This is a genomic window from Epibacterium sp. MM17-32, assembly GCF_022348205.1.
Lineage (GTDB): Bacteria > Pseudomonadota > Alphaproteobacteria > Rhodobacterales > Rhodobacteraceae > Epibacterium.
The window spans coordinates 348,503-371,991 of record NZ_JAKRFC010000002.1 but is presented as its reverse complement, the minus strand read 5'-3'; the positions used below and the strand labels follow the sequence as shown (position 1 = coordinate 371,991).

Sequence of the window (23,489 nt, the reverse complement as noted above, 5' to 3'; positions counted from 1 at the left end):
TCCCGATCTCAATCTCTTTTCCTTATTGGGTCTTCCCCTATATAAGCCGGTGACGAACGCAGATGCACGACTGGAAACTTTTGATCCCATGCTAAAGCACCCCGTTATGATGTCGGAGACTCCGGAAGACGACAGCGACCTTGGTGTCCTGACCAAGACGCGCCCGCGGACGCAACGGCCGCCGCGCTACAAGGTGCTGCTGTTGAATGACGACTACACGCCGATGGAATTCGTGGTGATCGTGCTGGAGCGGTTCTTTGGGCTCAATCATGCGCAAGCCTTTGAAATCATGCTCACAGTGCACAAAAAAGGCGTCGCCGTCGTTGGCGTTTTCAGCCATGAGGTCGCCGAAACCAAGGTTGCGCAGGTGATGGATTACGCCCGTCGCCACCAGCATCCGCTGCAATGCACCATGGAAAAAGACGACTGATCCGCCCCTGCGCGGTTGGTCCCGGAAAGGTCTTTCAAGATGTCCCAACGCCTGAGCCTCGCGGTTCAATCGGGCGCGTTCGCCGTTCCTGAAACGGGGCGAATCGCCGTGTTCCATCCGCGCGAGGGGCACGATCTCTCCGCATTGCCGCAGGACCGGCTGGAGGTGATCCAGCCGCTGAAGCCCGATCATGACGATTGGGCCGCGCGGGGGCTGTCCTGCCTGGCCGAGGTCCAGCCGGGGGCGACCTATGCTGCTGCGGTGGTGTTCCTGCCGCGGGCAAAATCCCTGGCGCGGCATCTGGTGGCGCAGGCGGCAGCGACGACGACGGGCCCGGTGCTGATTGATGGCGCCAAGACCGATGGCATCGATTCCCTGTTGAAGGCGTTGAAGACACGCACCGACCCCTCTGCCGCCATGTCCAAGGCGCATGGCAAAGCCTTTTGCATCGGCGGGGGGCTGGATCTGTCCGACTGGATCGCGGCGCCGCAGGTGGTCGCCGGTGGCTATGAGACGGCGCCGGGCGTGTTTTCTGCGGATGGCATTGATCCTGCCTCTGCCTTGTTGGCCGCGGCGCTGCCGGAAAAACTCGGCAAGGAGGTGGCCGATCTTGGGGCCGGATGGGGCTATCTCTCGGCTCAGGTTCTGAGCCGCGCTGGTGTCGAGGTGCTGCATCTGGTGGAGGCGGACCATGGTGCCCTGGGCTCTGCGCGCCGCAATGTGACGGATGCGCGGGCGCAGTTTCACTGGGCGGATGCGCGCGACTGGGGTGCCAAGGGCAGTCTGGATGCGATCGTGATGAACCCGCCGTTTCACAGCGGGCGCAGCGCGGAGCCGGCGCTGGGGCAGGCGTTTATCGCCAATGCCGCGCGGCTGTTGAAACCGGCGGGCCAGCTCTGGCTGGTGGCAAACCGGCACCTGCCGTATGAGACCCCGCTGGGGGCGGTGTTTGCCTCTCACAGCGAGGTCGCGGGCGACAATCGCTTCAAGATCCTGCATGCCTCACGTCCGCGCCGGACGCGCTGACCCCGGTCTGCGGATGCGGCTGCAAAACCTGTTCAAATCTGCAAACCTTCGGGGTATCGTCGCGGCGACATGCGGTCCCCTGCGGGACTTCTGATCTGCAACCTGGCCCAAGGAACAGGCGCATCGCCTGACCAAGCAAGGATCTTTATCCCATGAGTTTTTCAATCTCCGGCAAGACCGCGATCGTGACCGGCGCTGCCAATGGCATCGGTTTGGCGATCGGGCGGCAATTTGCCCGCGAAGGCGCAAATGTGATGTTCGTGGACCAGGATGAATCGGCGCTGCTGCAAGAGCTGGGCAGCGACGTCGAGGACAGCAATATCCGCCATTTTGCCGGCGACCTGCGCGAGCGGCTGACCATCGCCAACCTGTTGTCGGCCACAATCGACGCGTTTGACAAGATCGACATCCTGGTCAATGGCGCCCGCAAGGTCGTGCCGAGCGAGCCGCTGAACCCCGATGACGAAAGCGTCGAGTTCCTGTTGCGGCAGAACCTGATGTCCACCCTGCGCCTGTCGCAGCATGTGGCCAAGCGGATGATCCGCCAGGGTGAGGAACGCGACGACGACGGCGCAAACGGCGCCATCATCAACCTGTCGTCCATTGCCGCGCGGCGCACCCACCCGGATCTGATGGGGTACTCCGTGACCTCGGCCGCGCTGGACCAGATGACACGCTCGCTGGCGGTGTCGCTGGCGCCGCATAAGATTCGGGTGAATTCCATCGCCTTCGGCTCTGTGATGAGTGCGTCGATGCAGGCCACGCTCAAGGACAACCGCTCCCTGCGGCAGGACATCGAGGAGCACACGCCCCTGAACCGGATCGCGCCGCCCACCGAACTGACCGAGACGGCGCAGTTTCTGGCCTCCGAGGCCTCGGGATTTATGACCGGGCAGGTGCTGACGCTGGATGGTGGGCGCACGCTGCTTGATCCCGTCACCGCGCCGGTGCATTGAGGCGGCACGCCCGAAGTACGATCTGACCCAGGAGGCCCGGATGGCAGAGAACGCGACAGAGATGCGCGCAGAAAAAGCGCGCGCGGCAGCATGGTTCCGGGAGCTGCGCGATCAGATCGTTGCAGCTTTTGAGGGGCTGGAGGACAGCCATACAGACGGCCCCTTTGCCGAGATGGAGGCGGGTCGGTTTGACGTGAGCGAGACCAAGCGCACGGCGGACGATGGCTCTGACGCGGGCGGTGGCCTGATGAGCGTCATGCGTGGCGGCCGCGTGTTTGAAAAGGTCGGGGTCAATATTTCCGAGGTTTACGGCACACTTGGCGAACGCGCACAAAACGCGATGGCGGCCCGCAAGGGGCTGCCGGGCATGAAGGAAGATCCACGGTTCTGGGCTTCGGGCATTTCGCTGGTGGCGCATATGCGCAACCCGCATGTGCCAGCGGTGCATATGAACACGCGCATGTTCTGGACGCCGCATGGCTGGTGGTTCGGGGGCGGGTCTGATCTCAACCCCTGTCTCGAGTATGACGAGGACACGGCGCATTTCCACGGCGTGCAGCAAGCGCATCTCGACCCGCATGGCGGCGACCTCTATCCCCGGCTGAAGGCCTGGGCGGATGAGTATTTCTTCATCCCGCATCGCGGTCGCGCGCGCGGGGTTGGCGGCATTTTTCTGGACGATCACAACACTGGCGACTGGGCGGCGGATTTTGCGCTGGTTCAGGACATTGGCCGCGCCTTCCTGCCGGCCTTTGTGCCGCTGGTGGAAAAACGCCGCGTGCAGACTTGTTCTGAGGCGGACAAAGACGCGCAGCTCATTCACCGCGGGCTCTATGCGGAATACAACCTCGTTTATGATCGCGGCACCAAGTTCGGTCTGGAGACCGGGCATGACGCCAATGCGGTGTTGATGAGCCTGCCGCCGCTCGCGAAATGGGTCTGACTGTCGCATCGGTGTAAACCCGCTCAGCGCGCGGGAAAGCGGACCCTATTCGGCATTCTGCATTGAAGGATCTGCCTGTCTCCGGCTCTATGGAGGCAGGCAGATTTCTTTGGCAGGTAGATATGACATTTCATCAACTGATTGGTTTGGGGATGCTCGCGGCGCTGGCCGCCTGCGGCAGTGCAACGCGGGAGCCGGTGCCGCCGCCGCCTCTGGAGGGAGAGGTCGAGCGGGTGATAGATCCCGCGTTTGCGCGTGCCTATGCGGCGCTCGCGACCTATCCGAAATACGGCGACAATGACCCTCACGACTGGGAGGGGGGCACGCCATGGGGCTACCCGATCCATGGCATCGATGTGGCGCGCTATCAAGGCGATATCGACTGGCGTCAGGTGGGTGCGGCGGGGGTGTCCTTTGCGTGGATCAAGGCCACAGAAGGGGGCGATCACCTGGACCCGGAGTTCAAGTCCAACTGGCGCGCGGCGCGACGTGCAGGTCTGCGACGCGGGGCCTATCATTTCTACTATTTCTGTCGCAGCCCGGAAGAGCAGGCGCGCTGGTTCATCCGCAATGTCCCCAAGGAGGCGGGCAGCCTGCCACCGGTGCTGGACATCGAGTGGAACCATGCCTCGCCGAGCTGTAAACGCCGCCCGTCCGGGGCCGAGGCGCGGCATGAGGCGGAACGCTTCATCCAGAAGATTGAGCAGCACTATGGTCGCAGGCCGGTGGTGTATACCACGGTGGATTTCTATCGAGATACTGGAATTGGACAGCTTCAGGGTGTGGATTTCTGGCTGCGGTCGGTCGCCGGGCATCCGGAACAGGTCTATCCCGGCGCACATTGGGTGTTCTGGCAATACACGGGCACAGGCTCCGTGCCCGGCATCGAGGGGAATGTCGACCTGAACGCCTTTGCGGGGAGCGCGGAGAACTGGCTCCAATGGCTGGGATATCGGAAATACCTGCCGGTGGAGGTGCCCGCGACAGAGGCGGAGGGCTGATCCGGGCGCGGTGCAAGAGGTTTTGCGCTCCGCTTGCGCGGATCGCCGGGGGGCAGGGGCAGCGCCTTCGGCGCTGCCCCTGCCGGGCCCAACGCTTTTGGGGGAGACGTGTCTCACCCACAAAGGGGCGGGAGTGCCCCCTTGCCGGGCGCGGCAACAGCGACGGTGTGGTCAGGCGCTTCGGCGATGCCAGCCCGCTTCGATCAGGGCCTGTCCGTAGCTTTTTGCCACCCGCATGCGCGCGCCGTATCCTTTCGCCAGCAAGAGAGCGTGCATCTTTGGGAGCTGCCAGCAGGGGACATGCATGACCATGTGGTGTTCGAGGTGGTAGTTGACCCAATAGGGTGCGACCAGGGCGCGGGCCAGGGGGCCGGCATAAGTGGTGCGCACGTTCTGGAACGGGTTTTCCGAGCGCTCTACCGCGCCATGTTCGGCGATATTGCGCAGGCGCACGACGAACTGGAACCATGTCAGATAGGGCAGGAGCCAGAAGGCCAGCCCCCACCACCAGCTGCCCAGCAGGCTCATGACCAGCATCGGTAGCAGGAACATTGGCAGGGCGGGCAGCAGGCGCGGGCTCTTGAACGTCTGCGCAAAATCGCCCGAGGCGGCCTCCATCGCCTCGTGATCACCGGCCAGAACGAGGGACATGCGGATCTGGCCAAAGAGTTGCTTGAGACCGGTTTGTCCCGTGAGGTCGCGGGTGAACTTGCGCTTGAGGGAGGCGCGTGTGGTCGGGAAGGCCAGCGACAGCGCCAGGTCCGGGTCCTTGTCGGTCTGGGTGTGGCGGTGATGGGTCAGGTGGTAGTGGCGATAGGCCGGCAGGTCGGCCAGGATCGGACGCGCGCAGAGCCATTGGCCGATGCGATCATTCAGCCTGCGGGATTTGAACAGCGCATTATGCGCGGCCTCATGCATCAGGATGGCCAGTCCCAATTGGCGCGAGCCGATGAGCATTACTGCAACAAGCGCCGTCAGGAGGTTGGGCCAGAGCGCAAACAGCGCCACCGCCGCCGCAATCACGCTCCAGCAATGCAGCACCAGCCACGCGCCCATCAGGTCTGATCGCGCAGCAAGCGGGCGAATGTCGTCGCTGCTGAGATAGGCCTTGCCCGGTGTCATCCTGCGCCCTCCCCGCCGCCTGATCCTATCGTCTCAGGCTGGCAGCGGAAGGGGCGTTGCGTCAATCAGGGCGTGGCGTCACGCAGGCTGCGACCGGTTCTGACAGTCGCAACCGCGGGAGCGCGGGCCCGGCGGTCAGTGGCTGAAGAACCCTTCTCCCGCCCGCGCGCGCAGAGCCTCGCCCATGCGGCGACCAAGTTCGGCACCATCCTCGATCGCGCAGCTTTGCTGATCCGCCAGAGCCTCTGACCCGTCGGGGCGCAGGATCTGGCCGCGCAGCTGCAAGGTGCCGCCGGAGAGGTCGGCCAGCGCGGCGATCGGCGTTTCGCAGGACCCATCCAGCGCGGCCAGGAAGGCGCGCTCGGCCGCGAGGCGCAGGCTGGTCTCGGCGTGGTGTATGGCCTCCAGCATGGTGGCCGCGGTTGTGTCGTCGCTGCGGCGTTCGATGCCGATCGCGCCCTGGGCCACCGCAGGCAGCATGTCCTCGGGCGCGATGGGCACGGCGGGAACCTCCTCGGCCATGTTGAGGCGGCGCAGCCCGGCCATGGCGAGGAAAGTGGCGCTGGCCACGCCATCGTGGAGTTTCTGCAGGCGGGTCTGGACGTTGCCCCGGAACTCCACCACCTGCAAATCCGGGCGCCGGTGCAGCAGTTGCGCGCGCCGGCGCAGGGAGGAGGTGCCCACGACCGCGCCCTCCGGCAGATCGGCAATCGCGCGGATCTGCGGGGAGACAAACGCGTCGCGCACATCTTCGCGCGGCAGGTAGCAATCCAGCATCAGCCCTTTGGGCTGTTCGGTGGGCATGTCCTTCATCGAATGCACCGCGAGGTCGATGCCGCCGGAGGTCAGTGCCTCTTCGATCTCCTTGGTGAACAGCCCCTTGTTGCCGATCTCTTTCAGCGGACGATCCGCGTCGATCATGGCGCGGTTGTCGCCGGTGGTCTTGATCACCACGATATCAAAGGCGGTGGGCTCCAGCTCAAAGGCACGGGCCAGCCGGTCGCGGGTCTCATAGGCCTGAGCGAGCGCCAGCGGAGAGCCGCGGGTGCCGATCTTCAGGGGCGAAGCGGGAGAGGGCAGGGTCAGGGTCATGGGGCACAGGATTAGTCGCGACATTATGCCGTGGCAAGCGCCAGTCTGTGCGGGCTGGCAAGCCTTGACAATTTGCCGCTGAGGCTAGACCTCAGAGTGACCGCAATGAAAGGGGCAGAGCATGGGCCAGCAAAAGACGATCCTCCGCGCATTGGCAGGCGAAACGCAGGCCGTGCCGCCCATCTGGATGATGCGCCAGGCGGGCCGCTACCTGCCCGAATACCGCGCCACCCGGGCGCAGGCCGGCGATTTCCTGAGCCTGTGCTACAATCCCGAGCTGGCCGCCGAGGTGACGTTGCAACCGATCCGCCGCTACGGGTTTGATGCCGCGATCCTGTTTGCCGATATTCTTCTGGTGCCGCAGGCGCTGGGGGCGGAGCTGTGGTTCGTCACCGGCGAAGGCCCGCGCCTGTCCACCATCACCACGGAGGCGGATTTTGCCAAGCTTGGCCCCGCCGGCGACGTGCATGAGACCCTCAATCCGATATATGAAACCGTGCGCATCCTGTCGCGGGAGCTGCCGTCGGACACCACGCTGATCGGCTTTGCCGGCGCGCCCTGGACCGTGGCCACCTATATGATCGCCGGGCGCGGCACCCCGGATCAGGGGCCGGCTCATGCGCTGATGCAGGAAAACACCGCTCTGTTCGAGGCGCTGCTGGCGCGGATCACCGAGGCGACCATTCACTACCTCTCGGCCCAGATCGAAGCCGGGGCCGAGGTGGTGAAGATCTTTGACAGCTGGGCCGGATCGCTGAAGGGCGCGGCCTTCGAGAAATACGCGCTGGAGCCCGCGCGCGAAATCACCGCGGCGCTGAAGGCGCGCCACCCCGGCATTCCGGTCATCGGCTTCCCGCGTGAGGCAGGCGAGAAATACGTGGGCTTCCACAAGGCCACCGGCGTCGATTGCGTGGCGCTCGACAATTCCGTGGATCCGGAATGGGCGGCGGCGCATGTGCAGGTGGACGGCTGCGTGCAGGGCAATCTGGCCTCCCGGCACATGGTCACCGGGGGTGATGCGCTGGTGGCGGATACGCGTCGCATCGTGCAGGCCCTGTCGCAGGGGCCGCATATCTTCAACCTCGGCCATGGGATCACGCCCGATGCCGATCCTGACAATGTGCAGCTGATGATCGACACGGTGCGCGAGGGCGCGGGCCACTAAGGCGGGCAGCGGCGGCTCGGCCCGCCCGGAGCTTGCGCTTCACGCGCCTTCGGGGCCCGTCTTGTGTGTCGCTGACGCAGCGAGGGCGGCGAGGATTTCCGCCCGGTTGCCGTCGCGGCGCGGAAGTGCGCCCACGGGCTGGGTTTTGCCATCAAATCGGGGCGCGGGGGCGGCTTGCAGATCGCCGTCCCGGTTGATCCACGTCTTGCGGGTGTTCATGGGGGCGGCTGCGGCTTCGGCAGGGGACAGCACCGGCGTGACGCAGGCATCGCTGTCCTCGAACAGTGCGGCCCAGTGATCGCGGCTGTGTTCGGCAAAGCGCCCGGCGAGGCGGGCGGTCAGCTCCGGCCAGAGCGATCTGTCGAACTGGCGCGTGAACTCCGGGTCCTCCGAGAGACCCAGCGTCTCGAGGAAGATCCTGTAGAACTTGGGCTCCAGGCACTGTACGGCGATATGCCCGCCGCCCCGGCACAGGTAGGTCCGGCTCCAATGCGGGCCGTCCAGCAGGTTGTGCCCGCGCGTCTCGCCAAACCCGCCGGCCTGGCGCAGCGCCATCAGCAGGTTCATCATATGCGCCGAGCCATCGTAGATCGCCGCATCGACCACGGCGCCCACACCGGTTCGTGCGGCGCGCAGGAGGCCGGTCAGCAACCCTGCGACCAGGTAGAGCGCGCCGCCCCCGATGTCGCCGACAAGCGTCGCTGGCGGCAGGGGCACATCGCCGGGCGCCGAGGCGGGCCAGAGCGCCCCCGACAGGGCGATATAGTTGAGATCATGCCCGGCCCGGGCGGCGCGGGGACTGTCCTGACCCCACCCCGTCATGCGGCCATAGACCAGCCCCGGGTTGCGCGCCTGCATCTCGTCCGGGCCAAGCCCCAGACGTTCCATCACGCCGGGGCGAAACCCCTCGATCAGCCCGTCCGCCGTTGCAATCAGCTGGTGCGTAATCGCGACGTCCTCAGGGTCCTTCAGATCGAGGGCGATGGATTTCTTGCCGCGATCCAGGATCGAGTGCTCCGGCAGGCCGGGGGTCGCGGTGCCGCCTTTGCGATGGATGCAAATGACCTCGGCGCCCAGATCGGCCAGCATCATACCGGCAAAGGGGGCGGGGCCGAGGGCTTCGATTTCGATGATGCGGATCCCGGTGAGCATATCGGCCCTCTCTGGCGGCGGGTGGCTGTCGATCTCATTCGGGCAGGGTGGCGCCGCGGCTGTCAATCCGCGCGCCGATCCGTGACGCCACGTTGTGTTGCATGGGCGCAGGCGTGTCGCGGCGTATCATCCTCCTTGGCAGCGGGGCGCAATTCCGGCTAGGTGGAGGCGGACACGCCATGCGGGCCACGGGCCCGAAGCCAGGGGAGAGACGCCATGCAAATGAGTGACCAGAAGGAAATCGCAGCCGATCCCGCAACTGTGTATGCGGCGCTGCTGAGCCCGGAGGTGCTGAAAGCCTGCGTGCCGGGCGCGCAGGAGGTGACCGGCTCTGCCGAGGAGGGGTTCGAGGCGAAGGTGACCCAGAAGGTGGGGCCGGTGAAGGCGACCTTTACCGGAACCGTTACGCTCTCGGATCTGGTGCCGGGCGAAAAGCTGACCATCACCGGCGAGGGCAAGGGCGGCGCTGCGGGCTTTGCCAAGGGCGGCGCCGAGGTAACGCTCGCCGCCAGCGAGACCGGCACGCTCCTGTCCTATGACGTGGATGCCAAGGTCGGCGGCAAGCTGGCCCAGCTGGGCAGCCGTATCATCGACGGGTTTGCCAAGAAGATGGCCGATCAGTTCTTTACCAATCTGCAAAATGCGCTTGCGCCGGAATCCCCCGAGGACGATGCCGAGGCTGCGGAGGCCGAGGGCACGCAGAAGGGCTGGTTCCGCAAGATGCTCGGCGGGTCGGGTGGCGGTGACGCCGACAACGGGTGACGCCGCCAGAGGGTGACGCCTTCCAAGGGTGACACCGGCACGGGGAGGGCGCTGCCAAAGGGGGGCGTGCCCGGGGGCAGACCCGCGGCGCTCCCACCACCTCCAAAGGAACGCTTGGGGAACGGTTCAAGGCTGCGTGCATGCACAAGCGCTTGCGCGGCGATTGGGGGTGGCCGTTTGTTCACGGGGCCGTTACCCCTAACACAATTCCTGAACAGTCCTGTTCATCTCACCGACAGCCCTGATCCGGGCCAGATCCGAACCGGAGGCCGTATGAGCACCATCCTGTCCATTTCCGACCTGCGCAAATCCTATGCAGGCGGTTTCGAGGCGCTGAAGGGCGTGAACCTGGAAATCGAGGAGGGCGAGATCCTCGCGCTGCTGGGGCCCAACGGCGCCGGCAAGACCACCCTGATTTCCACCATCTGCGGCATTACCACCGCGACGTCGGGCGCGGTCACTGTTGGCGGGCACTGTATCGAGCGCGACTATCGCGCCGCGCGGGCGATGATCGGGCTGGTGCCGCAGGAGATCAACCTGGAGCCATTTGAAACCGTGATGAACTCGGTCCGGTTTTCGCGCGGCCTGTTTGGCAAACCCCGCAACGATGCGCTGATCGAAGACATCCTCAAGAAGCTCTCGCTCTGGGACAAGCGGACCAGCCAGATCAAGGAGCTCTCCGGCGGGATGAAACGCCGGGTTCTGATCGCCAAGGCGCTGAGCCACGAGCCGCGGGTGCTGTTCCTGGACGAGCCCACTGCCGGCGTCGACGTGGAGTTGCGCAAGGACATGTGGGATGTGGTGCGGGAGCTGCGCGAGAGCGGCGTCACCATCATCCTGACCACCCATTACATCGAGGAAGCGGAGGCGATGGCCGACCGCGTCGGTGTCATCGCCGGCGGGGAAATCCTGCTGGTGGAGGAAAAGGCCGATCTGATGGCCCGCATGGGCAAGAAGGAATTGCAGGTGATCCTGACCGACCCGATCAGCGCCGTGCCGGCGGCGCTGGCGGACCATGACCTGCGGCTGGGCGAAGATGGCCGGTCGCTGGTCTACACCTATGACGTCAAGGCCGAGCGCACCGGCATCACCGCATTGCTGAACGACGTGGCGGCGGCGGGGCTGGTGCTGTCGGATGTGGCCACCCGGCAATCCAGCCTCGAAGACATTTTTGTCGGTCTTGTATCGGGAGAGAACGCATGAACTGGACAGCTGTTGCAGCGATCTATCAATTTGAAATGGCGCGGTTCTTTCGCACTCTGGCCCAGAGCTTCCTATCGCCGGTGCTGTCCACCTCGCTCTATTTCGTGGTCTTCGGCGCGGCCATCGGCAGCCGGATCGATCAGGTCGAGGGGGTGTCCTATGGCGCCTTCATCGTGCCGGGGCTGATCATGCTGAGCGTGATCACGCAGGGCATCTCCAATGCGTCTTTCGGGATCTACTTTCCCAAGTTCATCGGCACCGTCTACGAGCTTCTGTCGGCGCCGGTGAACTTTCTGGAGATCGTGCTGGGCTATGTCGGGGCGGCGGCCACCAAGGCGCTGTTCATCGGCGTGGTGATCCTGGCCACGGCGCATCTGTTTGTCGATATCACCATCCAGCATCCGCTGGCGATGATCCTGTTCCTAGTGCTGACCTGCGTGAGCTTTGCGCTCCTTGGGTTCATCATCGGGATCTGGGCGAAGAATTTCGAACAGCTGCAACTGGTGCCGCTGTTGATCGTGACGCCGCTGATCTTTCTGGGGGGCTCGTTCTACTCGATCTCGATGTTGCCGCCGGTGTGGCAGACCATCACCCTGTTCAATCCGGTGGTCTACCTCATTTCCGGGTTCCGCTGGTCGTTCTTTGGCACTGCGGATGTGCCGGTGGCGATGAGCCTTTTGGCGATCGCGCTCTTTACCGGTCTGTGCCTCTTTGTGATCGGCTGGATCTTCCGCACCGGCTGGCGTCTGCGGTCCTGAGCCGGCAGGGCGGGGGAGGCTCCCGCCCGGCGTGGTTGCATTGAAATGCCCCCTCGCCCGTTGGGCCCGGCGCCGCCCCCTCCAAAGAGGGGGCGGCGCGGTTGCGTCCGGCCTCATCCCGGCTGCCACGGCGTGCCGTGGCACAAGGCGCCGCCGGGCAGAACCGCATGGGATACGTTGCATTTTTACCCGGCATGGGCCGCGAAACGTAACATCGCCGGAATTCCTCTCTGCCGATACCTTGTTTCCGGCAGGTGGGCATTCTACATCGGCGCCATGACTGTTCGATTGCCCTTTCTCAAGCGGCCACCCACGGTGGCGGTTGTGCGCCTGTCCGGAGCCATCGGGATGGCCGGACGGGGCAGTCTCAACGACTCCTCGCTGGCGCCTGTGCTGGAACGGGCCTTCAAGCGCGGCAAGCCCAAGGCGGTGGCGCTGGAGATCAATTCGCCCGGCGGCAGCCCGGTGCAGAGCGCGCTGATCGGCGCCCGCATTCGCCGTCTCTCCGAAGAGCATGATGTTCCCGTCATCGCCTTTGTCGAGGATGTGGCCGCGTCCGGAGGCTACTGGCTGGCGGCGGCGGCGGATGAGATCTTTGCCGATGCCAGCTCCGTTGTGGGCTCGATCGGGGTCATTTCCGCCGGGTTCGGGGCGCATGTGTTCCTGGCGCGCCAGGGGCTGGAGCGCCGCGTGCATACGGCGGGGGAGAGCAAGAGCATGCTGGACCCCTTCCGCCCGGAAAACGAAGAGGATGTGGCGCGCCTGAAGGTGCTGCTGAACGACATCCACGCCAATTTCATCGATCACGTCACCGAGCGCCGGGGGCCGAAGCTGTCGGATGAGGAGAACCTCTTTACCGGCGAGATCTGGCTGGCGCGTCGGGCCGAGGCGCTGGGCCTCATCGACGGGATCGGCCATCTGAGGCCGGTCCTGGAAGCGCGTTTTGGCAAGAAGCTCCGGCTGCGGCGCTACGGGGTCAAGAAGCCGTTTCTGAGCCGGTTTGGCCTGTCGCTGGCCGAGGACGCCCTGGCTGCAGTCGAGGAGCGTGCGCAGTTCGCGCGTTTTGGCCTTTGACGTGATTTTGAAGATCGTCTCCCTGTTTCTGGTGGCCATGGCCGTGCTTGCCATGTTCGGACGGTTGCGTTTCCCGGGACAAAAGAAACTCAATTCGGCCCGCTGCCGGTCCTGCGGACGTTTCCGGATCGGCAAGGGGCCCTGTGCCTGTGGACAAGGAGGTCCCAAGACATGATGCCCTGGCTGTTTTCTGCGCTTGGTCTGGTGATCCTGTTGCTGGCGGGGGATGCGCTGGTGCGGGGGGCGGTGAACCTGTCGCTGCGGATCGGCATTCCGGCCCTGATTGTCAGCCTGACCATCGTTGCATTCGGCACTTCGGCGCCGGAGCTGCTGATCGCGGTGCAGGCCGTGCACGAAAACGCCGACGGCATCGCGCTGGGCAATGTGGTGGGATCCAACACCGCCAATATCCTGCTGGTCCTCGGCCTGCCCGCCATGCTGCGGGCCCTGCACACGAGCGAGTGCAACACCCGCAAGAACTACATCTTCATGATCGCGGCCTCGCTGCTGTTCATCGCGCTTGCCTTCTGCGGCACCTTTACCTGGATCTCGGGCGTGGTGCTGCTGGTGGCGCTGTTCGGGGTGCTGTTCATCGCCTTTCGCGAGGCCAAGGCGCACCGCGCGGCCGGCGAAGCGGATGACCTGGAAGAAATCGAGGAAGCCGACCCGGACATGCCCTATTGGCGCATCGGGATCTATCTGGTGCTGGGCCTCGTGGGGTTGCCGCTGGGGGCAGAGCTGCTGGTGGAGAACGCCACCATCATCGCCCGCATGTATGGCCTCTCCGAGACGGTGATCGGCCTGACGCTGGTGGCGCTGGGCACCTCCCTGCCGGAACTGGCGACCACGTTGATGGCGGCATTGCGCCGCCAGGCGGATGTGGCGCTGGGCAATGTGATCGGGTCGAACATGTTCAACCTGCTGGCGATCATCGGGTTGGCGACCTTTGTCGGGCCGATTTCGGTCGATCCGGAGTTCCTGCGCTTTGACCTCTGGGTGATGCTGGGCGCATCGCTGATCATCATTCCCTTCGTGTTCTTCCGTCAGGACATCACCCGCCTGTGGGGCGTGCTTCTGACGCTACTTTATGTGGCCTACATCTGGATGCTGCTCTAGATCGTGGTGAAAGCCACAGGCACGAGGAGAGCAGAACATGCGGGCATTGGTTACCGGAGCGGGCAAGCGCCTGGGCCGCGCAATGGCGCTGGCCCTTGCGGAAGACGGCTATGACGTCGTGGTTCACTATGCCAGCTCGGAGGCGGCGGCGGCCGAGACGGTTGCCGCCATTCGGGACGCCGGGCGTCGGGCCGTTGCCCTGCAGGCGGATCTGCTGCAGGACGCGGAGACATCGAGGCTGTTGCCACGCGCCGCAGATGCGCTGGGCGGGCCGATCACCTGCCTGGTCAACAATGCCTCGATATTCGAAGAGGACAGCCTGGAAACGGTGACGCGCGACAGCTGGGATCGCCACATGCAGAGCAACCTGCGCGCGCCGGTGCTGTTGTTGCAGGCGCTGGCGGCGCAGGAGCTGCCCCCACGGCGGGACACCGCCGGAGAGCCTCTTGCCGGGGCTGTGGCGATCAACATGATTGACCAGCGGGTCCGCAAGCTGACCCCGCAGTTCATGAGCTACACGCTGGCGAAATCCGCCTTGTGGACCCTGACCCAGACCGCCGCGCAGGCGCTGGCGCCACAGATCCGTGTCAATGCGATCGGGCCGGGGCCGACCTTGCAGGGCCCGCGCCAGACCGCAGCGGATTTTGCGGCACAGCGCGCCAGCACCCCGTTGCAGCGTGGTGCCGGGACGCAGGAGATTGTCGCCGCGCTGCGATACCTGGTCAGCGCCCCGGCCGTAACCGGGCAATTGATCTGCGTGGACGGGGGGCAGCATCTGGCCTGGAACACCCCGGATACCGCGCTTCCGGAGTAGCCCTGCACCTGTGGTAAACCTGTGTCGCCAATGTACAATTCGGGCAGCGATGCCTTGACTTATGCACGAGTCACAAACCGTTTACCTAAGCGTTACAAAAACACGAGTGTTATCAAGGATTTGGACCTGTGATTAAAAAATATCATTCAAAATCAACACCTTGAGAATTCGCTTAAATTTTAGGCAATTGAGCGAAACCGCCAGATATAAAGGGAAAATCCCGGCTACCCAAAAGTTACCCGCGTAGTTATCCACAAGAATGGTGGATTCATCACAGCTTGAATTCACCGCCGGAAGATTGCAGCGGAGCCGCCAGAATCATATGTCAGACAGCATGAGTGATCCCAGCGCAGAATCGTCCGGTCGGACCGACCTTCCGCACACCGGCTATGGTGTGATCCAAGCTTATCTGCGGACGCTCGATTCCTCGCCCGGGGTCTATCGCATGCTGGATGCCGAGAGCCGTGTGCTATACGTCGGCAAGGCCCGCAACCTGCGTGCCCGGGTGTCGAATTACTCCCGTCCCGGCCATACCCCGCGCATCGAGAAGATGATCTCGCAGACCGCGTCGATGATGTTCCTGACCACGCGGACAGAGACCGAGGCGCTGCTGCTGGAGCAGAACCTCATCAAGCAGCTGAAGCCGAAATACAATGTGCTGCTGCGCGACGACAAAAGCTTTCCCAATATTCTGGTCGGCAAGACCCACGACTATCCGCAGATCAAGAAACATCGCGGCGCGCGCAAGGAGAAGGGCAGCTATTTTGGCCCCTTCGCCAGCGCCGGTGCCGTGAACCGGACGCTCAACCAGCTGCAGAAGGCGTTTTTGCTGCGGAATTGCTCTGACAGCATGTTCGAAACCCGCTCACGTCCGTGCCTGCAATATCAGATCAAACGCTGTTCGGGGCCCTGCGTCGGGCTGATCTCGCGCGAGGACTATGCCGAAAGCGTGCGCGACGCCGAACGGTTCCTGTCGGGGCGCTCCACCAAGATCCAGGAGGAGCTGGGCGCGCAGATGATGGCGGCGTCGGAGGCGATGGAATTCGAACGCGCGGCGGCGCTGCGGGACCGGATCAAGGCGCTGACACAGGTGCAGTCGGCCCAGGGCATCAATCCGCGCGGTGTCACCGAGGCGGATGTGATCGGCTTGCATCTGGAGGCAGGGCAGGCCTGCGTGCAGGTGTTCTTTATCCGCGCCAATCAGAACTGGGGCAACCAGGACTTCTATCCGCGGGTGTCCGAAGACATGTCGCCCGCCGAGGTGATGGAGGCCTTTATCGGCCAGTTCTACGACAACAAGGAAGTGCCGCGTCAGCTGATCCTGTCCGATGACATCGAGAACGCCGACCTGATGAGCGAGGCGCTGGGCGACAAGGCCGGGCGCAAGGTGGAGATCCTGGTGCCACAACGCGGCGAAAAGACGGAACTGGTGGCCAGCGCCGTGCGCAACGCCCGCGAAAGCCTCGCCCGTCGCATGGCCGAGAGCGCGACGCAGGCGAAACTGCTGCGCGGCATCGCCGAGGCCTTTGGTCTGGAGGGGCCGCCGCAGCGGATCGAGGTCTATGACAACTCCCACATCCAGGGCACCAATGCGGTGGGCGGCATGATCGTGATGGGGCCCGAGGGGTTCATGAAAAACGCCTATCGCAAGTTCAACATCAAGGGCGAGGACCTGGTGCCGGGCGACGACTTCGGCATGATGAAGGAGGTGTTGAACCGTCGCTTCTCGCGCCTGCTCAAGGAAGACCCGGATCGGGACAAGGGCATGTGGCCCGATCTGTTGCTGATCGACGGCGGGGCCGGGCAGGTGTCGGCCGTGGCGGAGATCATGGAAGAGCATGGGGTTGCGGATATTCCGATGGTCGGCGTCGCCAAGGGTGTTGATCGCGACCACGGCAAGGAGGAGTTCTATCGCCCCGGTGCCGCGGTCTTTGCCCTGCAACGCAACGATCCGGTGCTGTATTTCATCCAGCGCATGCGGGACGAGGCGCACCGGTTTGCCATCGGCACCCATCGCGCCAAACGGGCCAAATCCATGGCGGCCAACCCGCTGGATGACATCCCCGGCGTCGGGGCGCGGCGGAAAAAAGCCCTGTTGACCCATTTCGGCAGCGCCAAGGCGGTGAGCCGCGCAAACCTGTCGGATCTGAAGGCGGTGGAGGGGGTCTCGGATGCGTTGGCCGAGACGATCTACAACTATTTTCAGGACCGCTGAGGCAACCGGTTCCGGCATGAGGGGCGCTGCCCCTCAAACTCCCCGAGGTATTTGGCAAAAGGTGAAGGCCCAAGTGGCGGTCCGGGACGAATTGACCCTTCCCGACCCGCGCGGCAGCCTGTAGGTATGCGCTCATGATCTGGAATTTACCCAATGTCCTCACAGTCCTGCGGTTGCTGGCGGCGCCGGCGCTGGCAGTGATGTTCCTGTTCTTTTCGCGCCCGCATGCGGATTGGTTTGCGCTGATCCTGTTTGTTGGTGCCGCGGTGACGGATTGGTTCGATGGCTATCTGGCACGCAGCTGGAAGCAGGAAACCAAGATGGGCGCGATGCTCGACCCGATCGCCGACAAGGCGATGGTGGTGATCGCGCTGATGATCCTCGTCGGCTATGCGGCCTCGCACTGGACCGCCTGGTTGGTGTTGCCGGCCACGGTGATCCTGTTCCGCGAGGTCTTTGTCTCTGGCCTGCGCGAGTTTCTCGGCGATACGGCGGGCACGCTGAAGGTCACCAAACTGGCGAAGTGGAAGACCACCGCCCAGATGATCGCGATCGCGACATTGTTCTCGCAGGGCATTTTTGAGCACCACCTCGGCATGGGGGGCTTTGGCATGGATCGCCAGATGGTGCAGGATGTGCTTTCTGGGGCGGTGGAGGACACGCAGGGGCTGCGGTTCTATTTCGAGGGGATGGTCTGGTCCGGGCGCATCGGCCTGTGGCTGCTGTGGATTGCGGCGGCATTGACGCTGATCACCGGGTTTGACTACCTCAAGAAGGCCCTGCCCTACCTGAAGGAGACGCGCTGATGGATGTTCTGTATTTTGCCTGGGTGCGCGAACGCATCGGTGTCGCCAAGGAACAGGTGGAAACCTCGGCGGTGACGGTGGCAGAGCTGGTCGAGGAATTGAAGGAGCGCGAGCCGCGCTATGCGGCGGCCTTTGCCGATCTCTCGGCGCTGCGCGTCGCGCTCGATCAGGAGCTGGCGGAATTCGATGCGCCGCTTGCGGGCGTGCGCGAGGTGGCCTTTTTCCCGCCGATGACCGGGGGGTGAAACGATGCGGGTTCTGGTCCAGGAAGCGCCGTTTGCCTTTGCAGCCGAGGCCGATGCCTTTGCCTCTGCGGCCAGCGGGGCGGGGGCGGTTGTGACCTTTACCGGCGTGGTGCGCGACTCTGACAGCGGCGCCATGTCGGTGATGGAGATCGAGCATTATCCCGGCATGACCGAAAAGGCACTGACGCAGATTGCCAGCGAGGCCGTGTCCCGGTGGGAGCTTGCCGATGTTCTGGTGATCCACCGGCATGGGCGCCTTGTCCCCGGGGATCAGATCATGATGGTGGCCACCGCCGCGCGCCATCGGGTCGCCGCCTTCGAAGCGGCGGAATTCCTGATGGACTACCTCAAATCCCGCGCGCCGTTCTGGAAGAAGGAAATCCTCAAGGACGGGGCAGCGGAATGGGTGGCGGCCAAGGACGCGGATGAGGACGCGCTCGACCGCTGGTAACCTGATCGGCCCCGCTGCCTCTTCTGAAGTGCACCCTATAGTTGTTCTTGCGTGTCCATGCGCTCGCATAGAGTGTCGCATATGCGCCACCTGACCTCCTGATCTTTGCCTAGCGTGCACGTGTATGCCGGACCACCTCTCGACGCGGGAGGTGGCGCGCGGTGCGACACATTTGAGGAGGAGATTAGATCATGACCAGCAATCGAGGCGTCGTGTACCTCGGCCCGAACGAGGTCGAAGTCCAAAATATCGCCGATGCAAAGCTCGAAGCCCCGGACGGGCGCCGCATCGAACACGGGGTGATCCTGAAGGTGGTCTCCACCAATATCTGCGGTTCGGATCAGCACATGGTGCGCGGGCGTACCACCGCCGAGGCCGGTCTGGTGCTTGGTCATGAGATCACCGGCGAGGTGATCGAGGTCGGGCGCGACGTGGAGATGCTTGCAGTCGGCGATCTGGTCTCGGTGCCGTTCAATGTGGCCTGCGGGCGGTGCCGCTGTTGCCGATCCCAGGACACTGGCGTCTGCCTCACCGTCAATCCGGAGCGCGCGGGCGGGGCCTATGGCTATGTCGACATGGGCGGCTGGATCGGCGGTCAGGCTCATTACGTGACCATCCCCTACGCTGACTTCAACCTACTGAAATTCCCCGACAAGGATCAGGCACTGTCGAAGATCCGCGACCTCACCATGTTGTCCGACATCCTGCCCACCGGCTTTCACGGAGCCATGCAGGCCGGTGTGGGTGTCGGATCGGTGGTCTATGTGGCGGGGGCCGGTCCGGTTGGCCTAGCGGCGGCGGCCTCGGCCCGTATTCTCGGCGCGGCGGTGGTTCTGATCGGGGACTTCAACGCCGAGCGTCTGGAGCATGCCGCCCGGGTCGGGTTCGAACCGGTGGATCTGAGCAAGGGGGACAACCTTGGCGAGTTGATCGCCGAGATCATCGGCACGCCCGAAGTCGATGCGGCCATTGATGCGGTCGGCTTCGAGGCGCGCGGCCATGCCGGTGGCGAACAACCGGCGATCGTGCTCAACCAGATGATGGAGATCACCCGGGTGGCCGGCTCGATCGGCATTCCGGGCCTCTATGTCACCGAAGACCCCGGCGCCGTGGATGCGGCGGCCAAACAGGGCAGCCTGTCGATGCGGTTCGGGCTGGGTTGGGCAAAGGCGCAAAGCTTCCACACCGGGCAGACGCCGGTGCTGAAGTACAACCGGCAGCTGATGCAGGCGATCCTGCATGAACGGTTGCCGATCGCGGATATCGTCAATGCGACGATCATCCCGCTGGAGGATGCGGCCAGGGGCTACGCCAGCTTCGACAAGGGTGTGGCGCAGAAATTCGTGCTGGACCCCCACGGCATGCTGGCGGCGTGAACCCCAACTCCCGGTCCGGCCTGATCTCGTGTCGGGCCGGATCTACCCCGCAGGCAGAGCGGATGTGTCCTGGCTGAAGATGTTCCGCCAGCCCGGGCCGTGGCGCTGCCAGATCGAGCTGACGAACATGACGTCGCTTGTGTCCCGCCCGACGCGCAGAAAGGTCGCGCGATAGCTGAGCAGCGCATGCTCCGGGCCAAGCGGGCGGGCCTGCATCTGATCCAGCTGGTAAGTCTGAACGGTTGGCCCCTGTTGCAGCTGGCCGGTGTGGTCGGCCTTGTTTGCAAAGCCATCGGCATAGACACCGAGGAAACTGTCGCACAACAGCGCGGCATCCGCGGATGGGTCGCCGTGCACCAGCGCCTCCCAGACCTGACGCTCGCAGGTCGTCAGCGCCTGCAGGAGATCGGCATCAGACGGCAGAGGCGGCGGCGCGGTCACTCAGCCCATGCCGCGCAGCTGGCTGCGCAGTTCTTCGGTTTCATGCCGGGCTTCGCGCAGGCCATCCATGGCGGCGCGCAGTTCCGCTTCGGTCTGGCTGAGCTGATTGGTCAGTTCCGCCTCGCGCTGTTGCAGGTAGGTGATCGCCTGATCGCGCGTCTCCTCGGCCTCGTGCAGTTCCTGGCTCATGCGGTCCAGGTCGGCCACATCGCTCTGGCGCACGCGGGTGAAGCGATGCACCAGCCAATTGGCAAACCATCCCATCGCAAAGGCGACAAAGAGGATGATCGCTGTGGTGAGGATGAACTCTGTTCTGCTCATTGTCCGTCGGTGTCCTCTTCGGTTTCCGCATCTGTCGCGGCGTCTGCGGCGGGCTCTTCCGTGTCCGTATCCGTATCAGGGGCGGCGGCTGCGCCCTCCGTGTCCGTGCCCGCTTCGGCGGTGTCGCCGTCCGCTGCGTCCGTGTCCTCCTGCGGCAATTCGCTTTCGATCAGGCGGAATTCGATGCGGCGGTTTGCCTCGCGGCCCTCTTCGGTGTCATTGGTCGCGATGGGGTTGGATTCGCCATAGCCCTTGGCGACGAAGCTGCCGGTCAGGATGCGCCGCGCCCGCAGTGCATTCAGCACCGACTGCGCCCGCGCCTGGCTGAGGTTCTGGTTCATCTCCTCGCGCCCCTGGCTATCGGTATGTCCCTGAATCTCCAGCGGGATTTCGCCGCATTGCCGCAGCAGCTTGGCGATCTTGTCGATCACCCGGGCACTGTCGGCGGCCACGGTGGCGGAGCCGGGTTCAAAGGCGATCTTGTCCGCACGCTGAATGGCGGCCAGCTCCGCCTCGCAGAGCGCTGGCGCCATCAGCTGGTCTTCGGGTTCGGGCGGCGCCTCATAGGTGATGTCCAGATCGTAGTCTTCGGCCTCGCCCAGCTTGTCCGACAGCATCCGCGCCACCTCGGCGCTGGCGTTTTCGACGTGGCTCATGCCGCGCACGGAAACCAAGTCCGGCGTCACCGTGACCGAGCCGCGTTCCAGCTGCGCCAGCGCATCCAGCGCCGCCAGCACGCGGATCGGCCAGACCCCGGGCAGGTCCGGCGCATTGCGGGTGGCGAGGTGGACCGCATCGCTGCCAAAGCGGGCCTTGGCGTAGCTGTCCACGGTGCGCCGCTGGGCGTTGTCACTCAGCCGACCGCGCAGCTGTACCTGGCCTTCGGGGCTGAGGGTGGCAGTGAATTCGGGTCTGATATCGGGGTTCTGTTCTTCGGGTTCCGGCAGTACCGCATGCAGGACAAACACCTGCGGCAGCGCGTTTTCCAGTTCGCCCACCACATGGTCAAAACGCGCCTGCGGCGTGTTCTGGGCCGCCACCAGCGTCACGTCCCCGTTGGAAAAGGTGATCGAACCCTTGCCCAGCTCCTGAAGCGCGTCGAGCCCGACCTCGACCGCGCGGGCCCAGTTTGCCGAGGGCACGCCCAGACCGATGGTGCAATCCGCCTGCCTGCGCAACTGCGCATCCTCGGCGGCGCGCAGGATGCGGGCACGGCTCTCCTCGCTTTCGGCAGAGCAGGCATCAAACCGGCCGCCCTCTTCGCCCAGCACATAGCGCAGGGTGAAGGGCGAGATCACCGGTCGGGGGGCTGCAATGTCCAGGCTCACATGCACCGTGGGCGGCAGCATCCGGTTCAACTGGTTTTCCAGCTGTTCCTTGGCCTCGGGGCTGTCGGCGATCGCGGTGATGCTGACGGCGCCGGCCTCGACGGAGATCTTGGTCCGGGGCAGCAGCGCCAGGGCCCGCAGTGCATAATCGATGGCATCCGACCAGCCCTTGGGCACGGGGTGATCGGCGGTTTCCACAAAATCCGTCACCTCCGGTGTGCCCCGGATCGCGCCCAGTTTGCGCAACAGCGCCGCGTGGTCGCTGGCGGCGGGGATCAGGCCGATGATGGAAATGCCCGCGTCATTGCGCAGGATTTCGGTGGAAAAGCGCGGCGGTGCGATCCCTTCCGAGGGGGTGACCTGCATCTGGTCGATGATGCGCGCGGCATCCACCACGGCGCCGACGCGCGAAATCGCGGCAAAGCGCTTGGCCTCGTCCGGGGCCTCGCCCGACAGCTCCACCCGCAGGCCGTCGGCCACCACTTCCGCCCAGGAAAACCCGGCCTCGTCCAGGGTCCGGCGGACCACGATCTCGGAGTTGGTTTCCAGTGCCGTGGCCGCAAACCCGGCCACCACCAGGCTGAGGCCGGCAGCCCCGGCAAAGGTCGCGGTGGGGATCAGGAGCGAAGAAAGACGCATGAGGTCAGGCATTCCGGCAGTTTGGGTGTCATTGGTCTTACAAGCGGGGGCGTCGCGGATCAATCACGCGGGGCGCGACATTCAGGCAAACAGCGCCAGCCCGAGGAAGATGAGCGGAATCAAGCCGGTGTCGCGGTTGAGCCGAAACAGCGACAGCAACCGGTCATTATTGTCCGCATCAAAGGCGCGCAATTGCCAGGTCATGTGCCAGCCCATCGCCCAGGGCGCGCAGAGTGACAGCGCAAGGGCAAGGATCGAGGCCGTCGGCTGCACCGCCATGATGATCGCCAGCGCCATCAGGCAGACGGTGGCGACGATGAACCGGCGCAGCCAGACCGGCGAGCGGTCCGCAAACAGGCGGGCGGTGGATTTCACCCCGATCAGCGCGTCATCCTCGGTGTCCTGATGGGCGTAGATGGTGTCGTAGAACAGCGTCCAGGCCATGCCCGCGAGGTAGAGAACGATCGCCGGCCACTCCAGCCAGCCGGTATGGGCAACCCAGGCCAGCATCGCGCCCCAGTTGAAGGCCAGACCGAGGAAGATCTGCGGCCACCAGGTGAACCGTTTGGCAAAGGGGTAGATCGCCACCGGGAACAGCGCCAGGATGCCCATGGCGACGGCGGCCTGATTGAAGGTCAGCAGGATGCCAAAGGCGATCAGCGATTGCAGCGCCATCCATGCCAGCGCGCCCTTGACCGTGACCTGACCGGAGGGGATCGGGCGCGAGCGTGTGCGCTCCACCCCGCCGTCGATGTCGCGGTCGGTGATGTCGTTCCAGGTGCACCCCGCCCCGCGCATCAGCCAGGCGCCCAGCCCGCAGCCGACAAAGATCCACAGATCCTCCCAGCGCGGGTTCTGCCCCGCGATCATCGCCAGCGCCAGCCCCCACCAGCAGGGCAAGAGCAACAGCCAGGTGCCGATCGGGCGGTCGGCACGGCTCAGCCGCAGGTAGGGCCGGGTCCAGGCGGGGGCGTAGATGTCCACCCAATTGCCTTTTACCGCATCGGCGACTTGTCCATCTGGTGTTGGCGACTGGCCTTGCATATGTAGGAC

At 64.6% G+C, this 23,489-nt stretch carries 23 protein-coding genes and 1 pseudogene; 17 read left to right on the top strand and 7 right to left on the bottom strand.

Translation table 11 applies throughout. The features are described from left to right. The first annotated feature begins 88 nt into the window (after window positions 1–88). From clpS to MHM88_RS04765, 5 genes are all read left to right on the top strand, one after another. On the top strand, window positions 89–430 hold the full coding sequence (gene clpS, locus MHM88_RS04785; protein ID WP_239360616.1) for an ATP-dependent Clp protease adapter ClpS: 342 nt from the start codon (window positions 89–91) through the stop codon (window positions 428–430). Between the two features lie 39 nt (window positions 431–469). Beyond that, entirely contained in the window at window positions 470–1,456 is a 987-nt protein-coding gene (locus MHM88_RS04780) for a class I SAM-dependent methyltransferase (RefSeq protein WP_239360614.1), read from the top strand. Window positions 1,457–1,608: 152 nt separating this feature from the next. Continuing rightward, window positions 1,609–2,412: an SDR family NAD(P)-dependent oxidoreductase gene (locus tag MHM88_RS04775; protein ID WP_239318637.1), complete on the top strand. Its 804-nt coding sequence runs from the start codon at window positions 1,609–1,611 to the stop codon at window positions 2,410–2,412. Window positions 2,413–2,452: 40 nt separating this feature from the next. Next, window positions 2,453–3,355 (top strand): oxygen-dependent coproporphyrinogen oxidase, encoded by a 903-nt coding sequence (gene hemF / locus MHM88_RS04770; RefSeq protein WP_239360612.1) that lies wholly within the window; start codon window positions 2,453–2,455, stop codon window positions 3,353–3,355. Window positions 3,356–3,477: 122 nt separating this feature from the next. Continuing rightward, window positions 3,478–4,356, top strand: a complete 879-nt coding sequence (locus MHM88_RS04765) for a glycoside hydrolase family 25 protein (RefSeq protein ID WP_239360610.1) — start codon at window positions 3,478–3,480, stop codon at window positions 4,354–4,356. Between the two features lie 171 nt (window positions 4,357–4,527). Here the strand turns inward: MHM88_RS04765 and MHM88_RS04760 are convergent, their stop codons facing one another. Both MHM88_RS04760 and hemC read right to left on the bottom strand, forming a co-directional pair. Beyond that, window positions 4,528–5,478: a fatty acid desaturase family protein gene (locus MHM88_RS04760; RefSeq protein WP_239360608.1), complete on the bottom strand. Its 951-nt coding sequence runs from the start codon at window positions 5,476–5,478 to the stop codon at window positions 4,528–4,530. 135 nt (window positions 5,479–5,613) lie between these two features. Then, window positions 5,614–6,570 (bottom strand): hydroxymethylbilane synthase, encoded by a 957-nt coding sequence (gene hemC / locus MHM88_RS04755; RefSeq protein WP_239360606.1) that lies wholly within the window; start codon window positions 6,568–6,570, stop codon window positions 5,614–5,616. 121 nt (window positions 6,571–6,691) lie between these two features. Between hemC and hemE the strand changes: the two genes are divergently transcribed. Beyond that, entirely contained in the window at window positions 6,692–7,735 is a 1,044-nt protein-coding gene (hemE, locus tag MHM88_RS04750; RefSeq protein WP_239360603.1) for a uroporphyrinogen decarboxylase, read from the top strand. A gap of 39 nt (window positions 7,736–7,774) precedes the next feature. On the opposite strand, the gene MHM88_RS04745 is transcribed toward hemE, so the two are convergent. Next, on the bottom strand, window positions 7,775–8,887 hold the full coding sequence (locus tag MHM88_RS04745) for a CaiB/BaiF CoA-transferase family protein (RefSeq protein ID WP_239360602.1): 1,113 nt from the start codon (window positions 8,885–8,887) through the stop codon (window positions 7,775–7,777). A gap of 216 nt (window positions 8,888–9,103) precedes the next feature. Here MHM88_RS04745 and MHM88_RS04740 point away from each other — a divergent pair, with 216 nt between their 5' ends. The 11 genes and pseudogenes from MHM88_RS04740 to fdhA all read left to right on the top strand — a co-directional run bounded on the left by MHM88_RS04740 (window position 9,104) and on the right by fdhA (window position 19,707). Beyond that, window positions 9,104–9,649, top strand: coding sequence for a CoxG family protein (locus MHM88_RS04740; protein WP_239360601.1), 546 nt, complete (start codon window positions 9,104–9,106; stop codon window positions 9,647–9,649). Between the two features lie 273 nt (window positions 9,650–9,922). Then, the gene (locus MHM88_RS04735; protein WP_239360599.1) at window positions 9,923–10,852 is read left to right on the top strand and encodes an ABC transporter ATP-binding protein; all 930 of its coding nucleotides are present in this window, start codon (window positions 9,923–9,925) and stop codon (window positions 10,850–10,852) included. Next, entirely contained in the window at window positions 10,849–11,610 is a 762-nt protein-coding gene (locus MHM88_RS04730; RefSeq protein WP_239318650.1) for an ABC transporter permease, read from the top strand. Before MHM88_RS04735 ends, MHM88_RS04730 begins: the two co-directional genes overlap by 4 nt. 276 nt (window positions 11,611–11,886) lie before the next feature. Beyond that, window positions 11,887–12,684, top strand: a complete 798-nt coding sequence (locus MHM88_RS04725; protein ID WP_239360597.1) for a S49 family peptidase — start codon at window positions 11,887–11,889, stop codon at window positions 12,682–12,684. Between the two features lie 171 nt (window positions 12,685–12,855). Beyond that, window positions 12,856–13,800 (top strand): calcium/sodium antiporter, encoded by a 945-nt coding sequence (locus MHM88_RS04720; protein ID WP_239360595.1) that lies wholly within the window; start codon window positions 12,856–12,858, stop codon window positions 13,798–13,800. Window positions 13,801–13,828: 28 nt separating this feature from the next. After that, window positions 13,829–14,614, top strand: a pseudogene (locus tag MHM88_RS04715) (SDR family oxidoreductase); the annotation flags it as partial. Between the two features lie 334 nt (window positions 14,615–14,948). Continuing rightward, window positions 14,949–16,829, top strand: coding sequence for an excinuclease ABC subunit UvrC (gene uvrC, locus MHM88_RS04710; protein WP_370687458.1), 1,881 nt, complete (start codon window positions 14,949–14,951; stop codon window positions 16,827–16,829). Between the two features lie 134 nt (window positions 16,830–16,963). Beyond that, window positions 16,964–17,635, top strand: coding sequence for a CDP-diacylglycerol--glycerol-3-phosphate 3-phosphatidyltransferase (gene pgsA / locus MHM88_RS04705; protein WP_239318655.1), 672 nt, complete (start codon window positions 16,964–16,966; stop codon window positions 17,633–17,635). Then, complete coding sequence (gene moaD, locus MHM88_RS04700) at window positions 17,635–17,880, top strand: molybdopterin converting factor subunit 1 (protein WP_239318656.1); 246 nt, start codon at window positions 17,635–17,637, stop codon at window positions 17,878–17,880. The genes pgsA and moaD overlap by 1 nt, the downstream gene beginning before the upstream one ends. Before the next feature lie 4 nt (window positions 17,881–17,884). Then, window positions 17,885–18,331, top strand: a complete 447-nt coding sequence (locus MHM88_RS04695) for a molybdenum cofactor biosynthesis protein MoaE (RefSeq protein WP_239360589.1) — start codon at window positions 17,885–17,887, stop codon at window positions 18,329–18,331. Window positions 18,332–18,522: 191 nt separating this feature from the next. Further along, window positions 18,523–19,707, top strand: coding sequence for a formaldehyde dehydrogenase, glutathione-independent (fdhA, locus tag MHM88_RS04690; RefSeq protein WP_239360587.1), 1,185 nt, complete (start codon window positions 18,523–18,525; stop codon window positions 19,705–19,707). Window positions 19,708–19,749: 42 nt separating this feature from the next. Here fdhA and MHM88_RS04685 read toward each other — a convergent pair whose 3' ends face one another. The 4 genes from MHM88_RS04685 to ubiA all read right to left on the bottom strand — a co-directional run bounded on the left by MHM88_RS04685 (window position 19,750) and on the right by ubiA (window position 23,480). After that, window positions 19,750–20,148: a nuclear transport factor 2 family protein gene (locus MHM88_RS04685; RefSeq protein ID WP_239360584.1), complete on the bottom strand. Its 399-nt coding sequence runs from the start codon at window positions 20,146–20,148 to the stop codon at window positions 19,750–19,752. After that, complete coding sequence (locus tag MHM88_RS04680) at window positions 20,149–20,469, bottom strand: hypothetical protein (protein WP_239318664.1); 321 nt, start codon at window positions 20,467–20,469, stop codon at window positions 20,149–20,151. It abuts the gene before it with no gap. After that, the gene (locus MHM88_RS04675) at window positions 20,466–22,436 is read right to left on the bottom strand and encodes an OmpA family protein (protein WP_239361161.1); all 1,971 of its coding nucleotides are present in this window, start codon (window positions 22,434–22,436) and stop codon (window positions 20,466–20,468) included. Before MHM88_RS04675 ends, MHM88_RS04680 begins: the two co-directional genes overlap by 4 nt. Window positions 22,437–22,517: 81 nt before the next feature. Beyond that, on the bottom strand, window positions 22,518–23,480 hold the full coding sequence (ubiA, locus tag MHM88_RS04670; RefSeq protein WP_239360581.1) for a 4-hydroxybenzoate octaprenyltransferase: 963 nt from the start codon (window positions 23,478–23,480) through the stop codon (window positions 22,518–22,520). Between the last annotated feature and the right edge of the window lie 9 nt (window positions 23,481–23,489).

Coding starts and splice junctions, on each gene's coding strand:
- clpS (WP_239360616.1), top strand. CDS start 89: ATGCTAAAGCACCCCGTTATGATGTCGGAGACTCCGGAAGACGACAGC.
- MHM88_RS04780 (WP_239360614.1), top strand. CDS start 470: ATGTCCCAACGCCTGAGCCTCGCGGTTCAATCGGGCGCGTTCGCCGTT.
- MHM88_RS04775 (WP_239318637.1), top strand. CDS start 1,609: ATGAGTTTTTCAATCTCCGGCAAGACCGCGATCGTGACCGGCGCTGCC.
- hemF (WP_239360612.1), top strand. CDS start 2,453: ATGGCAGAGAACGCGACAGAGATGCGCGCAGAAAAAGCGCGCGCGGCA.
- MHM88_RS04765 (WP_239360610.1), top strand. CDS start 3,478: ATGACATTTCATCAACTGATTGGTTTGGGGATGCTCGCGGCGCTGGCC.
- MHM88_RS04760 (WP_239360608.1), bottom strand. CDS start 5,478: ATGACACCGGGCAAGGCCTATCTCAGCAGCGACGACATTCGCCCGCTT.
- hemC (WP_239360606.1), bottom strand. CDS start 6,570: ATGACCCTGACCCTGCCCTCTCCCGCTTCGCCCCTGAAGATCGGCACC.
- hemE (WP_239360603.1), top strand. CDS start 6,692: ATGGGCCAGCAAAAGACGATCCTCCGCGCATTGGCAGGCGAAACGCAG.
- MHM88_RS04745 (WP_239360602.1), bottom strand. CDS start 8,887: ATGCTCACCGGGATCCGCATCATCGAAATCGAAGCCCTCGGCCCCGCC.
- MHM88_RS04740 (WP_239360601.1), top strand. CDS start 9,104: ATGCAAATGAGTGACCAGAAGGAAATCGCAGCCGATCCCGCAACTGTG.
- MHM88_RS04735 (WP_239360599.1), top strand. CDS start 9,923: ATGAGCACCATCCTGTCCATTTCCGACCTGCGCAAATCCTATGCAGGC.
- MHM88_RS04730 (WP_239318650.1), top strand. CDS start 10,849: ATGAACTGGACAGCTGTTGCAGCGATCTATCAATTTGAAATGGCGCGG.
- MHM88_RS04725 (WP_239360597.1), top strand. CDS start 11,887: ATGACTGTTCGATTGCCCTTTCTCAAGCGGCCACCCACGGTGGCGGTT.
- MHM88_RS04720 (WP_239360595.1), top strand. CDS start 12,856: ATGATGCCCTGGCTGTTTTCTGCGCTTGGTCTGGTGATCCTGTTGCTG.
- uvrC (WP_370687458.1), top strand. CDS start 14,949: ATGAGTGATCCCAGCGCAGAATCGTCCGGTCGGACCGACCTTCCGCAC.
- pgsA (WP_239318655.1), top strand. CDS start 16,964: ATGATCTGGAATTTACCCAATGTCCTCACAGTCCTGCGGTTGCTGGCG.
- moaD (WP_239318656.1), top strand. CDS start 17,635: ATGGATGTTCTGTATTTTGCCTGGGTGCGCGAACGCATCGGTGTCGCC.
- MHM88_RS04695 (WP_239360589.1), top strand. CDS start 17,885: ATGCGGGTTCTGGTCCAGGAAGCGCCGTTTGCCTTTGCAGCCGAGGCC.
- fdhA (WP_239360587.1), top strand. CDS start 18,523: ATGACCAGCAATCGAGGCGTCGTGTACCTCGGCCCGAACGAGGTCGAA.
- MHM88_RS04680 (WP_239318664.1), bottom strand. CDS start 20,469: ATGAGCAGAACAGAGTTCATCCTCACCACAGCGATCATCCTCTTTGTC.
- MHM88_RS04675 (WP_239361161.1), bottom strand. CDS start 22,436: ATGCGTCTTTCTTCGCTCCTGATCCCCACCGCGACCTTTGCCGGGGCT.
- ubiA (WP_239360581.1), bottom strand. CDS start 23,480: ATGCAAGGCCAGTCGCCAACACCAGATGGACAAGTCGCCGATGCGGTA.